Origin of the sequence: Ramlibacter sp. (genome assembly GCF_050250995.1) — a bacterium.
In the GTDB taxonomy this organism is placed as follows: domain Bacteria; phylum Pseudomonadota; class Gammaproteobacteria; order Burkholderiales; family Burkholderiaceae_C; genus Ramlibacter.
Genome location: NZ_JBFWNP010000012.1, coordinates 1 through 15,661 on the forward strand (window position 1 = coordinate 1; position 15,661 = coordinate 15,661).

Consider the following 15,661-nt stretch of genomic DNA (forward strand, 5'->3'; position numbering starts at 1 on the left):
GGGAGCGTTGCGCTCATATGTCGGATGCCTTCACTCTCGGATCGATCGCGGCATAGAGCAGATCGACCACGAAGTTCACGATCACCACCATCGCCGCGAGCAGCATCACGCAGTTGCGCACGACGATGAGGTCGCGGTTCGAGATCGACTGGAAGATGAGCCGACCGAGCCCCGGCAGGTAGAACACGCTCTCGACCACGATCGTGCCGGCGAGCAGTTCCGCGAACTGCAGGCCCATGATCGTGACGACGGGGATCATCGCGTTGCGCAGAACGTGGCCCCAGAGCGCGCCGCGCTGCGACACGCCCTTGGCGCGGGCGGTTCGCACGAAATCCTCGCGCAGCACCTCGAGCACGGCCGAGCGGGTGATGCGCGCGAGGATCGCGGACTGCACGACGGCAAGCGACAGGGCCGGCAGCATGAGCGACTTGATTCCGTCCCAGATGCCTTCGCTCCAGCCGTTGAAGCCGCCCGCGGAGAACCACCCCAGGTGGACGGAAAACAGCAGGATCAGCAGGATCGCGAACCAGAAGTTGGGGATGGCGATGCCGATCTGGCTGGCGGCCATGATGCTCACGTCGCCGGCCTTGTTGTGCTTGGCCGCGGCGTAGATACCCGCCACCAGCGCGATCGCGGTGGTGATCGTCATCGCCATGAGCGCGAGCGGTACGGTGAGCGCGAGGCGTTCGGCCACGAGCTCGCCCACGGGCGTGCTGTAGGCATAGCTGAGGCCGAGGTCGCCGGTGAGCAGGCCGGAGATCCAGTCCCAGTAGCGCTCCATGGCGGGCCGGTCGATGCCGAGCTTCTTCGTGAGCGCCTCCACGGCCTCCGGCGACGCGTCCGGGCCCATCAGGATCTGCGCGGCGTTGCCGGGGAGGATCTCGAGGACCAGGAAGACGACGACGGACGTGCCGATCAGCGTGGCGATCAGCGTGACGAGGCGCTTGAACAGGAAGAGGCTCATGCGAAGAGCCCCGAGCTTATCCGCAAACCGGGACGTCGCCTGCGCGCGCGGGGTGCCTCAGTTGCAGTTGCCTTGCTGCGGCCCGGAGCCGTCGTCCACGCAACGCTCGACGCGGCGGGGCGTCTGCCGCTCGCGCGTGATGAAGGTGCGCAGTTGCTCCAGCGAGATGGGCCCGGTCAGCGTCAAGGGGCCGATGCGCACGAGATTGTCCTGCAGCGGTTGCCGGTTCGCCTGCGTCGCGGCGGCGCCGACGGCGGTGACGGCGGCGATGACCGTGGCGCCTGTCGGCGGGGAAGGGGCAGGGGTCGCGACGGCGGGCGGCTCTGGGAGCGGGGCGGGCGCGACGGGCACATCCGGGCTCGGGATGATGGATCCGCTGCCGGGCGCGGGTGCGGGTGCGGGTGCAGGTGCAGGTGCAGGTGCGGGTGCGGGTGCGGGTGCGGGTGCGGGTGCGGGTGCGGGTGCGGGTGCGGGTGCGGGTGCGGGTGCGGGTGCGGGTGCAGGCGCGGGTGCGGGTGCGGGTGGCGGTGGCGGTGGCGGTGGCGGTGGCGCCGGGGGAGTTGGCGCCGGGAGGATCGTCCCGGTCGAGCTGCTCGTCGTCACCCCGAGCTGGTAGTTGACCGCGTCCGTGCCGCCGATGCCGATGCCCGAGATTGCGACCGGCTTGTTGGTTCCCGCCGAGGCATCGTTGAACTGCCCGGTGGCCGTCGACACCCGCACATCATCTCCGGCGATCGCCCCCGCCAGTGTGGCCCGCGACGTGTCGAGCGTGGCGGCGGTCGTGCCATCGGAGACTTTGTCCAGGGTGACGATGCCGCTCACGGCAGTCACGATCGCGCGGCCGATGTCCGCCTGGGTCGCGGCGGTCGTGCCCGGCAGCGCATAGTTGGGCGAATCGAGACCCGCGATGGCGATGCCGCCGACGGCCACCGGCTTCGCCACGCCAGCCTGTCGATCGTCGAAAGCCGCGTTCGAGTAGGTCAGGACGATGGAATCGCCGGCGATGCGGTTGTCGGTCAACGTGGCCGTCGCCTGCGTCGTTCCGTCGTACGTCTTGTTCTGCCCCGTTGCCGTGACAACGAGCGTGCGCTGTGTGATGTCCGCCGCCGTGACCGCAGTGGAGTTCGCGATGTAATTGGACGAATCGCTGCCTGCGATCGCGATACCGGACACCGTCACGGGCTTCGAAGTGCCGACGTTCTTGTCGCCGAATGACGCAGAGGCGTACGAACTGGAAAGCGAGTCGCTCGAGACGCGGTTGTCCGTCAGCGTGACGGTGGCCGCCGTGGTGCCGTCGTAGACGCGGCCCTGGCCCGATGCAGCAACGACAAGCGACCGCGCCGTGATGTCCGCCGTCGTCGTCGCGGTGGTCGCGGCGAGGCTGTAGTTGCCCGCGTCGGTCCCGGTCACGCCGATGCCCGTCACGTTGACGGTCTTGCCGGTGCCCACGTGCTTGTCGGCGAATGCAGCCGTGCCGCTCAAGGTCAGCACATCCCCGACGACGCGGTTGTCGCCCAGCGTGAAGGTGGCAGCCGTGGTGCCGTCATAGACGCGGCCTTGCCCCGTCGCCGTGGCGACGAGCGAACGCGCGGTGATATCCGCCGTCGTGCTCGCCGTGGTGTTGAACGTGTAGTTGCTCGCGTCGCTGCCGGCGAGCCAGATGCCCGTGACGGAAACGGCCTTGCCAACGCCAACATTCTTGTCGCCGAAGGAAGCGGCGGTGTACGAAGTGGAAAGCGAATCGCCCGAGACGCGGTCGTCGGTCAGCGTGACGGTGGCCGACGTGGTGCCGTCGTAGACGCGACCCTGACCTGTCGCAGCGATCACCAAGGAACGTGCAGTGATATCGGCCGTCGTCGTCGCGGTGGTCGCCGCCAGGCTGTAGTTGCCCGCGTCGGTCCCCGTCACGCCAATGCCCGTCACGTTGACGGTCTTGCCGGTGCCCACGTGCTTGTCGGCGAATGCAGCCGTGCCGCTCAAGGTCAGCACATCCCCGACGACGCGGTTGTCGCCCAGCGTGAAGGTGGCAGCCGTGGTGCCGTCATAGACGCGGCCTTGCCCCGTCGCCGTGGCGACGAGCGAACGCGCGGTGATATCCGCCGTCGTGCTCGCCGTGGTGTTGAACGTGTAGTTGCTCGCGTCGCTGCCGGCGAGCCAGATGCCCGTGACGGAAACGGCCTTGCCAACGCCAACATTCTTGTCGCCGAAGGAAGCGGCGATGTACGAAGTGGAGAGCGAGTCGCCTGAGACACGATTGTCGGAGAGCGTGACGGTGGCCGCCGTGGTGCCGTCGTAGATGCGGCCCTGACCCGTTGCAGCAACGACAAGCGACCGCGCCGTGATGTCCGCCGTCGTCGTCGCGGTGGTCGCCGCCAGGCTGTAGTTGCCCGCGTCGGTCCCCGTCACGCCAATCCCCGTCACGTTGACGGTCTTGCCGGTGCCCACGTGCTTGTCGGCGAACGCAGCCGTGCCGCTCAAGGTCAGGACGTCCCCGACGACGCGGTTGTCGCCCAGGGTGACGGTGGCACTGGTCGTGCCGTCATACACGCGGCCTTGCCCCGTCGCCGTAGCAGCGAGCGAACGCGCGGTGATATCCGCCGTCGTGCTCGCCGTCGTGTTGAACGTGTAGTTGCCCGCGTCGTTGCCGGCGAGCCCGATGCCCGTGACGGAAACAGCCTTGCCGACGCCGACGTTCTTGTCGCCGAAGGAAGCGGCGATGTACGAAGTGGAAAGCGAATCGCCCGAGACGCGGTCGTCGGTCAGCGTGACGGTGGCCGACGTGGTGCCGTCGTAGACGCGACCTTGACCTGTCGCTGCGATAGACAAGGAACGAGCCGTGATATCGGCCGTCGTCGTCGCGGTGGTCGCCCCCAGGCTGTAGTTGCCTGCGTCGGCCCCGGTCACCCCGATGCCCGTCACGTTGACGGTCTTGCCGGTGCCCACGTGCTTGTCGACGAACGCAGCCGTGCCGCTCATGGTCAGGACGTCCCCGGAGATGCGGTTGTCGCCCAGCGTGACGGTGGCAGCCGTGGTGCCGTCATAGACGCGGCCTTGCCCCGTCGCCGTGCCGACGAGCGAACGTGCCGTGATGTCGGCTGTCGTGCTCGCGGTCGTGTTGAACGTGTAGTTGCCCGCGTCGCTGCCGGCGAGCCCGATGCCCGTGACGGAAACAGCCTTGCCGACGCCGACGTTCTTGTCGCCGAACGAAGCGGCGGTGTACGAGGTGGACAGCGAATCGCCGGAGACGCGGTCGTCGGTCAGCGTGACGGTGGCCGACGTGGTGCCGTCGTAGACGCGACCTTGACCTGTCGCAGCGATCACCAAGGAGCGTGCATTGATATCGGCCGTCGTCGTCGCCGTGGTTGCGGCGAGGCTGTAGTTCCCCGCGTCGGTCCCCGTCACGCCAATGCCCGTCACGTTGACGGTCTTGCCGGTGCCCACGTGCTTGTCGACAAACGCAGCCGTCCCGCTCAAGCTCAGCACATCCCCGGCGACGCGGTTGTCGCCCAGCGTGACGGTGGCACTGGTCGTGCCGTCATACACGCGGCCTTGCCCCGTCGCCGTGGCGACGAGCGAACGCGCGGTGATATCCGCCGTCGTGCTCGCCGTCGTGTTGAACGTGTAGTTGCCCGCGTCGCTGCCGGCGAGTCCGATTCCGGTGACGGAGACGGCCTTACCAATGCCTACATTCTTGTCGCCGAAGGAAGCGGCGGTGTACGAAGTGGAAAGCGAATCGCCCGAGACGCGGTCGTCGGTCAGCGTGACGGTGGCCGACGTGGTGCCGTCGTAGACGCGGCCCTGACCTGTCGCAGCGATCACCAAGGAACGTGCACTGATATCGGCCGTCGTCGTCGCGGTGGTCGCCGCCAGGCTGTAGTTGCCCGCGTCGGTCCCGGTCACGCCGATGCCCGTCACGTTGACGGTCTTGCCGGTGCCCACGTGCTTGTCGACGAACGCAGCCGTGCCGCTCAAGGTCAGGACGTCCCCGGAGATGCGGTTGTCGCCCAGCGTGACGGTGGCACTGGTCGTGCCGTCATACACGCGGCCTTGCCCCGTCGCCGTAGCAACGAGCGGACGCGCGGTGATATCCGCCGTCGTGCTCGCCGTCGTGTTGAACGTATAGTTGCCCGCGTCGCTGCCGGCGAGTCCGATGCCCGTGACGGAGACCGCCTTGCCAACGCCAACATTTTTGTCGCCGAAGGACGCGGCGGTATACGAAGTGGAGAGCGAGTCGCCTGAGACACGATTGTCGGAAAGGGTGACGGTGGCCGAGGTGGTGCCATCGTAGACGCGACCTTGACCTGTCGCCGCGATCGACAAGGAACGAGCCGTGATATCGGCCGTCGTCGTCGCCGTGGTCGCCGCCAGGCTGTAATTCCCCGCGTCGGTCCCCGTCACGCCGATCCCCGTCACGTTGACGGTCTTGCTCGTACCCACGTGCTTGTCGACAAACGCTGCCGTCCCGCTCAAGCTCAGCACATCCCCGGCGACGCGGTTGTCGCCCAGCGTGACGGTGGCACTGGTCGTGCCGTCATACACGCGGCCTTGCCCCGTCGCCGTAGCAACGAGCGGACGCGCGGTGATATCCGCCGTCGTGCTCGCCGTCGGGTTGACCGTGTAGTTCCCCGCATCCGTCCCGCTGATCGCGATGCCGGTCACGGACACCGCCTTGCCGGTGCCCACGATCTTGTCCGCGAACGTGGCGGATCCCGTGACCGTCACAACGTCCCCCGCGACGCGGTTGTCGCCGAAGGTCACCGTGGCGGACGTCGTCCCGTCGTAGACCCGGCCCTGCCCCGTGGCGGTGGCGAGCAGGCCGCGCGCCGTGATGTTCGCCGCCGTCGACGCCGTCGCATTGAACGTGTAGTTGCCGGCGTCGGCGCCGGACAGGCCGATGCCCGTCACGGAGATGGGCTTCGCCGTTCCCACGCTCTTGTCCGCGAACGAGGCGGCGGTGTAGGAAGCCGTGAGGACGTCGCCCGAGACGCGGTTGTCGCCCAAGGTCACCGTGGCCGCGACCGTGCCGTCGTAGACGCGGTCGTCCCCCGTCGCCGACACCGTGAGCGGCCGGGTGGAAATCGCTGCGCTGGTCGTGGCGGTCGTGTTGAAGGTGTAATTGGCGGCGGCCGCGCCGGTGACGCCGATGCCGGTGACGCCGACCGACTTGCCCGTTCCCACATGCTTGTCGCCGAAACTGGCCGACGTGTAGCTGGTGGCGAGCGCGTCGCCCGAGACGCGGTTGTCCGACAGGGTGACCGTGGCGCCGGTCGTGCCGTCGTACATCCGGTCCTGGCCCGTCGCCGATACCGTGAGCGGACGCTGCGTGATCGCGAGCGCGCCGTTGGTGAGCACGAGCGTGTAGTTCTCGTTGTTGGTCGCCGTGGGGGTGATCGCGACCGGGCCGGCGGCAACCGCCGTGGTCGAGGTCGCGGTGCTCGAATAGGCCACGCCCAGGCCCGAGGCCGTGTCGCCATCGATCAGCCCCGAGACGCTGCCGTCGAAGACCGGGTTCGCATCGCCGTACACGCGCGACTTGTCGTTGGCGACGACCGTGAGCGTCGGCGCCACGCGGTACAGGAACATGCTGCCGCTGCCGCCCGGCACATGGCTCGCGTCGGAGTTGTAGCGCTTGGCGTAGCCGCTCGTTCCCTCCGTGGTGGACGCGGGGTCCCCGCTGTAGGCGAGATAGCGGCCGCTCGACGCGACGATGCCGCCCGCGCCGACGCTGTTGACGATCTGCCCGCCGCTTGCCGTGCCGGCTGCGTTGGATGAACCGGCCTTGAGCACGATGGCGTCGCCGGCCGCGCCCGAACTCACCGCGTTCGACAGCGTGAGATTCGACGCGGCGCCGGTGGTCTCGAGCGCCACCGTCCCGGTGGCCGTGACGCCGCTCACCGCCCCCACGGTGCCGACGATCAGCGCGCCCGCCTGCCGGAAGTCGATCGCGCCCGTGTTCGCCGCGAGCGTCGTGACCGCGTTGGCCGCGTCGCGCAAGGTGTAGTTGCCGCCCGACAAGGCCAGGCCGCCGACGGTGACCGCGCCGGATTGCGTGACCCCGCCCCCGGCGGTGAGCGTCGCATTGCCCGTCGTCGCGAGCGATGCGATGTCGAATCCGCCGGTGGCGGTGTACTGGATCGCTCCGGCCGCCGCGGCCGTGTCGCCCGCGTTGCGCGCCTGCAGGTCGATGGCGGCCGCATCGTTGCCGACGTTCGTGAGGGTGATGCCGGCGACGCCCGCGGACAGGGTCTTGACCTTGAGCGTGCCCGCCGTGATCGCGGCCCCCTGCGTGACCGCGCCGGTGGCCGTGAGGTCGAGCGTGCCCGTTCCGACCGTCGAGGCCGTCGGCCCGAGGCTCACCGCGCCCGATCGCAGGTACGCGTTCGCATTGCCGGTGGTGGACACCGCGAGGTTCGTCGCGGCGACGTCGAGGCCCTCCGCGCCGCTCGTGCCGATGGCCCCGTTCGCGTTCAGCACCAGGGTGTTCGCGGTGATCGTGTTCACGCCGCTGTCCGTCATCGAACCCGCGTTCAGCGTCAGCGTCTTGCCCGCGAAGTTCGCGGCGCCGCCCACGGTGAGCACGCCGCTCGAGCCGCTGTCGCCGATGACGACGGGGCCGGTGGCGCCCGTGGCGATGGCGGCGATCGCGGTCGCGGAAACATCGAATCCCGACGCGCCCGCGAGCGACATCGCGCGCGAGGCCGACTTCGGCTTCAGCGTGAGCGTGGAACTCGTGGCGAGCGCGTTGTTCCCGGCATTCGCGGCGATGGCGATGCTGTCCGCCACGATGGAGATCGCGCCGCTGCCGGCGCTCACGTCGATGTTCGCGTTCTGCGTGTAGGCGCCGGTGCCGGTGTCGATGCTCACGGCGCTGTTGGTGGCGCTCAGGTTGCCCGCCACCGTCACGCCGTTGTTGCCGTTCGCGAGCGCGAAGCCGCCGGGCGCCGTGATCGCATCGAGCTGCGCGACATTGTTGGTTTGGGTGCCGAGATTCAGTGCCCCGGCGCTCAGGGTCGCCGCGAGGCTGCCGGCCGTGACGGCGCCCGTCTGCGTGATGCCGCTGCCGGCCGCGAGGGTCAGGGTTCCGGCGGCTCCCGTACCCGTGTTCACGCCCTGGAGGTCGAACCCGTTCGCATCGCGGTACGAGATCGCGGCCGTCGTGTTTCCGGCGCCGACCGATGCGGCCGTGCCATCGCGCGCCTGAAGTTCGACGCCGGTTGCGTCGTTCGATGCGTGCGTGAGCGTGATCGTGGCGCCCGCGGCGTTGGCGGTCGTGACGCTCAGGCTCGCCGCCTTGATGGCCGCGGACTGCGTCACGGCGCCGCCCGCCACGAGCGTGACATTGCCTCCCGCGCCGGTGCCGGTGTTGATGCCCGAGGTCGCGAGCGCGCCGGACGAGGTGTAGGCGATGGACGATGCGGCCTGGTTGGCCGCGCCCGGCGCGGCGGCGGTGCCGGCGCGCGCCTGCAGATTCACGGTCACCACTTCGTTGCCTGCGTGGTCGAGCGCGAGCGTGGTGCCGGACGCGTTGGCCGTCGTCGCGGTGAGCGTATTCGCCTTCAGCGCGCCGGTCTGCGTGACCGCGCCGCCGGACAGCAGCGTCACGTTGCCGGCGGCCCCGGCCCCGTTGTTGATGCCCGCCACAGCGAAGCCGTTGACGTCGGTGAAGCTGATCGCGGCGTTGGCATTGTTCGCGCCCACCGCCGCCGCGCTGCCGTCGCGCACCTGCAGCGCGACGCTGGCCACGTCGTTCGTCGACGTGCCCAGCGTGATCGCGGCGCCGCCGCCCACGGCGGTGGTGATCGACAGGGCATCGGCCTTGATCGTGGCGGACTGCGTGACGGCGCCGCCCGCGACGAGCGTGACGTTGCCGCCGGCGCCCGTGCCGCTGTTGATGCCGGAGATCGCGATGCCGGTCGCATCGGTGTACGAGATCGCGCCCACGGAATTCGGCGCGGGCGCGCCGGTGGCGGTGCGCGCCTGCAGGTTCACGGTGGCCGCCTCGTTGCCCGTATGGGTCAGCACGATGTCCGCGCCCGAGGCGTTGGCCGTGGTCGCCGTGAGGGTCGCGGCCTTGATCGCGCCGCTTTGCGTGAGGTTGCCGCCCGCCACGAGCGTGACGTTGCCGCCGTTGCCGATGCCGGAGTTGATGCTCGCGACTTCCACCGCGTTCGCGTCGGTGAAGCTGGTCGCGGCGTTCGCGTTGGCCGCGCCGACCGCCGCCACCGTTCCCGTGCGCACCTGAAGATCGACCGTGTCCGCATCGTTGGACGAGCCCATCGTGATCGCCGAGCCCGCGACGCTGGCGGTGGTCACGGACAAGGCCGTCGCCTTCACCGCCGCCGTCTGCGTGATCGCCCCGCCCGCGAGCAGGGTCACGGTGCCACCCGCGCCCGTGCCGGTGTTGATGCCCGCGACGGCGACACCGTTGGAATCGGTGTACGCGATCGCCGCGCCGGAATTCGCCGTTCCAACCGCGGCGGCGCTGCCCGTGCGCGCCTGCAGCACGATGCTCGTGGCGGCATTGGCGGCGTCGGTGAGCGTGATGGCCGCGCCGGCGGGGTTCGCGGTGGTCGCGGACAGCGTTGCGGCGGCAATGAAGCCGCTTTGCGTGATCGCGTCGCCGGCCACGAAGGTGGCATTGCCCGTGCTCTGGGCCGATGCGATCTCCAGCGCGCCCGTGGTCGTGAAGCTGAGCGCGCCCGCGGCATTGGCCGTGTCCCCGGCGTTGCGGGCCTGGAGATGCACGACGGGCGCGCTGTTGCCGGTGTTCGCGAGCGTGATGGCGGCGGTGCCGGCCGAGAGCGTCTTGACCTTCACGGTCCCCGCCGTGAGCGCGCCGCTTTGCGTCACGGCGCCGGTTGCGAGCAGGTCGAACGTGCCGCTGCCGACGCTCGACGTGCCCGCGCCGATGTTGACCGCGCCGCTGCGCAGGAAGGCGTCGGCATTGCCGCCGGTATTCACGCGCACGTTCGTGGCCGCGATGTCGATGCCGTCGCTCGCATCCGTGCCGATGCCTGCCGCCGAATTCAGGATGAGGCTCGTCGCCGTGATCGTGTTCACGCCGGTGTCCGCGATGGACCCCGCATTGAGCGTGACCGTCCGGCCGGTGAAAGTCGCCGCGCCGCCGATGGTGAGCGCACCCGTGCTGCCCGTGTCGCCGATGACGATGGGGCCGGTCGCGCCGGTAAGGATCGCCGCGATTTCCGCCTGCGACAGGTCGAAGGCCGAAGCGCCCGCGAGCGACATCGCGCGGCCGGCCGTCTTCGGCTTGAGCGTCGTCGTGCCGCTGGTGGTGAGCGCGTTGGCGCCTGTGTTCGTGCCGATGGCCAGCGTGTCCGCGACGATCGCGATGCCGCCCGAGCCGGCCGAAATGTCGACGTCGTTGTTCTGCGTGTAGCTGGCCGTGCCGACGTCGATGGAGACCGCCGAGTTCGTGGTGCCGATGTTGCCGGCGACCACGAGGGGATTGTTGTCGTTCGCGATGGTCACGCCGCCGGCCGCCGTGATGGCGTTGAGCTGCGCGACGTTGTTCGCCTGCGTGCCGAGGTTGAGTGCGCCCGCGGTCAGCGTCGCGTTCAGCGTGGAAGCGTTCACGACGCCCGTCTGCGTGACCGCGCCGCCGGCCACGAGCGTCACCGGACCGGCCGCGCCGGCGCCGTTGTGAATGCCGGAGACGATCACCGCATTCGCGTCGGTGTAGGCGATGGCGGCGGCGGAGTTGTTCGCGCCGACCGCGCCCGCCGTGCCGTCGCGGGCCTGCAGGTTGACGGTCGCGGCGTCGTTCGCCTGCGTGAGCGCGATGGCGGCGCCGAGCGCGTTGGCCGTGGTGGCCGTGAGCGTGGTGGCGCGCGCGGCACCGGTTTGCGTCAGCGCGCCGCCCGCGAGCAGCGTCACGGTGCCGGCGGTCCCCGTGGTCGATGCGTTGATGCCGGCGACCGCCACCGCATCGCTGTCGGTGTACTGGATCGCCGCGCCGGAGGCCACGGTGCCGGGCGTTGTGACCGAGCCCGACACCGTGCGCAGGTTGACTGCCGTGGCGTTGTTGCCGGCGTCGGCAAGCGTGATCGGCGCGCCCCCCGGGAGCGCGGTGGTGGCGGCGAGAGTCGCCGCGACGATCGGGCCGCTCTGCGTGATCGCCCCGCCCGCAACAAGCGTGACGTTGCCCGCCGCGCCCGCACCGTTGTTGACGCCCGAGACATCGAGGGCGCCGACATTGTTGAATGCCAATGCGGCGGTCGTGTTGTTCGTGCCGACGGCGGCCGGCGTGCCGTCTCGCGCCTGGAGATTCAGGGTCGCGACCGAGTTGGTGACCGTCGTGAGCGTGATGGCCGCGCCGGCCGCGTTCGCCGTCGTCGCGGTCAGCGTGCCGGCCTTGATCGCCCCGCTTTGCGTGATGGCGCCGCCGCCCACGAGCGTGACGTCGCCGCCCGCGCCCGTGCCCGAGTTGATGCCGGTGATCGCGAAGCCGCTCGCGTCCGCGAAGGAGATGGAGGCCGGCGCGTTCGCCGCGCCGACCGCCGCGACCGTTCCGGTGCGGGCCTGCAGGTTCACGGACGTCACGGCATTGGCCGTGTTCGCGAGGGTGATGGCCGCCCCTGCGTCGTTCGCCGTCGTGGCGGTCAGCGTGGCCGCCTCGATGGACCCGGTCTGGGTGATCGCATCGCCCGCGACGAGCGTCACGTTGCCAACGCTGCGGGCGGCGGCGACCGAGACCGCAGCGCTGCTCGTGTACGACACGACACCGGGCGCGTTGGCCGTGTCGCCCGCGTTGCGCGCGCGCAGGTCGATGCTGTCCACGGCATTGGCGGCGTTCGTGAGCGTGATGTTCGCCGTGCCCGCCGAAAGCGTCTTCACGGCGAGCGTTCCGGCCGTGATGCCCGCGGACTGCGCCACCGTGCCGGTCGCCGCGAGGCTCAGCGTGCCGCTGCCGACGCTGGAGGCGCCGCCGCCGAGCGTGACCGCGCCGGTGCGCAGGAAAGCATTCGCATTGCCGGCGGTCGTCACGCGCAGGTTCGTCACCGCGGCATCGATGCCATTGGCGGCATCGGTCCCGATGCCGCCCACCGTGGTGTTCAGCGCAAGGGTTCCGGCCGTGATCGTGTTCACGCCCGCATCCGCGATGGACGCGGCATTCAGCGTGATGTTCTTCGCCGTGAACGCCGCCGCGCCGCCGACGGTCAACACACCCGAGGCCGTGTCGCCGATCACGATGGGTCCCGTCGCGCCGGTCACGATGGCGGCGATCTCCGCGGCCGACAGGTCGAAGGGCGCCGCGCCGGCCAGCGACATCGCGAGCGCGGCTGTCTTCGGCTTCAGCGTGAGCGTGCCGCTGGTCGCCAGCGCATTCGCACCCGAGTTGGCCGCGATGGCGATGCCGTCCGCGACGATGGTGATCGGCGCCGTGCCCGCGTTCACGTCGATGTTCGCGTTCTGCGTGTACGTGCCCGTGCCGACGTCGATGGAGACCGCGCTATTGGTCGTGCCGATCGCGCCGGCCACGGTGACGCTGTTGTTGCCGTTGGCGAGCGTGAGGCCGCCGGGGGCGGTGGTCGCACCGATCTGCGCGACCTTGTTGGTCTGCGTGCCGAGGTCGAGCGCGCCGCCCGTGCCCAGCGTGGCCGAGAGCGTCGAGGCATTGACCGGCCCGCTCTGCGTGATCGACGCGTTGCCCGACCGCAGCGTCACCGCGCCGGCCGCGTCGGCGCCGTTGTTGATTCCGGTGATCTCGAAGCCGTTCGCGTCCCGGTAGTTGACGGCTGCATTGGCGTTGTTCGCGCCGACGGCGGCGACGCTGCCGTCGCGCACCTGGAAATTGACGAGCGTTGCGTCATTGGTGGTCACGTTGTTGAGCGTGATCGCGGAGCCCGCGGCGCTGGCGGTCGTCACCGACAGCGTATCGGCCTTGATAAGACCGGACTGCGTGATCGCGCCGCCCGCGAGCAGGGTGACGTTGCCGCCCGCGCCCGCGCCGGAGTTGATGGCGGCGACGGCGACGCCATTGGCGTCGGTGAAGGCGATGGCGGCGGACGAAACGTTGTTCGTACCCACGGCCGCCGAGGTCCCGTCCCGCGCCTGCAGGTTCAGGGTCGTCACCGCATTGCCGACGTCGGTGAGCGTGATGGACGCTCCCGCGTCGTTTGCCGTCGTCGTCGCGAGCGTGGCCGCCGCGATGGGGCCGCTCTGCGTGATCGCGCCTCCGGCGATGAAGGTGACGTTGCCGGTGCTGTTCGCCTGCGCGACGTCGAGCGCGCCCGTGTTCGTGAATTGCAGCGCGCCCGCCGCGTTGGCCGCGTCGGTTGCGTTGCGCGACTGGATCCTGAGCGTGCCGACGTCGTTGGAGGCGTTCGTGAGCGTGACGGCGAGATTGGTGCCGACCGTTTTCACGTTGAGCGTGCCCGCGGTGATCGGCGCGGTCTGCGTGACGGCCCCCGTGGCGCGCAGGTCGAGCGTGCCGCTGCCGACGCTCGACGTTCCGTTGATGGCGGTCGCGCCGGAGCGCACGAAGGCATTGGCGTTGCCGCTGGTGTTCACGCGCAGGCCGGCGGCGGCGACGTCGATCCCGTTGCTCGCATCGGTGCCGATCGCGCCGTTCGCATTGAGCGACACGCTCGAGGCCGTGATGGTGGCGACTGCCGCATCGGTGATGGAGCCCGCGTTGAGCGTGAGGTTGCGGCTCGTGAAGGTCGCGGCGCCGCCGATGGTGAGGGTGCCGCTGCTGCCGGCGTCGCCGACGACGATGGGGCCCGTGGCGCCCGCGAGGATGGCCGCGATCTCCGCGGCCGAGAGGTCGAAACCCGCCGCGCCCGCGAGCGACATCGCCTGCGACGCGGTCTTCGGCCGCAGGGTGAGCGTCCCGGTCGTGCCGAGAGCGTTGTTGCCCGAGTTCGCGGCGATGGCGATGGCATCGGCGGCGACGGTGATCGCGCCCGCGCCGGCCGTCACGTCGATATTCGCGTTCTGCACGTAACCCGCGCCGCCGAGCGTGATGGCGCCGCCGCCCGACGTGATTCCGGCCGCGACGGTGAGGGTGCCCGCGCCGCTGTTGTCGGCGTCCGCCGTCAGCGTCACCGTGCCTGCGCCGGACACGGCCAGGGCGCTGTTGATCGCGATGTTGTTGTTCGCCTCGAAGCGCACGCTGTTGCCCGCGGCCATCGTCAACGGGGCGGAGAGGGTGATGTTGTTCGTGGCCTGAAGGAAAAGTTCGCTGAAGCCGGTCACGTCGGCCACTTCGACCGTGTACGTCCCCGCGCCCGGCGGATCGGCGAAGGCGACGTCGGGCGTGTTCGCCGCGTTGTCCGTCGGCGCCGCCTGGGGCGCCGCCGAGATGACGATGTCCTGCGGATCGAGCAGCACCTTGCCGCCCGTGCCGTGCGGCGACGTCACGTCCACCTTGCCCTTGAAGTCGAGTGCCTGTTTGCCTGAGACCTCGACGACGCCGCCGTCGCCGCCGTCGGGGCCGCCGCGCGCACCGATGACGCCGGCAAAGCGCGTGTCGCCATCGGCCCACACGACCACCTTGCCGCCGTCGCCGCGCTCGGTGGCGTCGGCCTTCAGCGTGGCGCCCGCGGCGACGAAGGTGCGGTTCGCGTTGGGCGACGAGGCCGCCGCGCCCTGGTAGTCCCCGCCGACCAGGACCGTGCCGCCGCCGGCCGCGCCGGAGGCATCGAGTGTCGCGCCCCCGAGGACCGCGACCTTGTCGCCGAGGACTTCGATGCGGCCGCCCGCGCGGCCCGCCTGCACGCCGCGTGCGTCGATGGTTCCGCCGGCCTGCACCACGCCGCTCGTTCCGCCCGACAACACGATCAACCCGTCGCGCTCGACCGCCGTCTGCGCGCGGATCGTTCCGGTCTGGTTGACGACCGTGGCGAGCGCGTCGCCGAGCGCGCGCGCATGCAGCGCGATCCGTCCGCCGTCGGCCTCAAGCGTGCCGCTGTTGGCCACGTGCGCGCCGACCACCGCGGCATCGACCGAGAAGCGCACGAGGCCCGCGCCCGAGCTGTCGATGGAAACGCGCGAGCCGGCGGCGAGGCCGATCGCGCCGCCGTCCGCTTCGATGCGGCCCGAGTTCGCGACCTGCGGCGCGGCCAGCAGCACGTAGCCGCCCCTGGCCGCGCGGATCGAGCCTTCGTTCGTCACCACGCCGCTGCCGCCCTGGAGCACGAGCCGCCCCGAGAGGAAATCGGCGTTGCCGATGGCGAGCGTGCTCGCGGCAAGCGAGCCCACGTCCACCTGCGCGCCGCGGCCGAACAGCACGCCGGCCGGATTGACGAGGAACACCTGTCCGTTCGCGGACAGCGAGCCGTGGATGGCCGACGGATCGTTGCCGATCACGCGGTTGAGTACGGCGGAGCGCGCATCCGGCTGCACGAAGCGCACCGATTCGCCCGCGCCGATGGAGAAGCTGCGCCAGTCGAGGATCGCGCGCGGCGTGGTCTGCTGCAGTACGAGCGTGCCCGGCGCGGACGGGCTCGCGCCGACGCTGCCGGCCGCCACGTTCATGCCCTGGGGCAGCGCGTGCGCGCCGTGGCCCGCGAATGCCATCAGCATCGCGAGCAGGCGCGAGGCGCGCGCGCTGGCCGATGCGATAGACCACGCTCAGCTTGCGCGACAGCCGCACGACCTCCGTCCGCACGCGGCGCCACGCGCGGGGCGAGGCGTGAGGCGACGCGGCGGGTGTGGACGGCATGGTCGAAGTCA

2 protein-coding genes are annotated in these 15,661 nt (G+C 70.5%); both read right to left on the minus strand.

Annotated features, from left to right (window positions below; genetic code table 11):
• Positions 1-13: 13 nt before the first annotated feature.
• Entirely contained in the window at positions 14-964 is a 951-nt protein-coding gene (locus AB7E83_RS10670) for an ABC transporter permease (RefSeq protein ID WP_428568890.1), read from the minus strand.
• A 57-nt stretch (positions 965-1,021) separates the two neighbouring features.
• Entirely contained in the window at positions 1,022-15,511 is a 14,490-nt protein-coding gene (locus tag AB7E83_RS10675; protein ID WP_428568893.1) for a YDG domain-containing protein, read from the minus strand.
• Between the last annotated feature and the right edge of the window lie 150 nt (positions 15,512-15,661).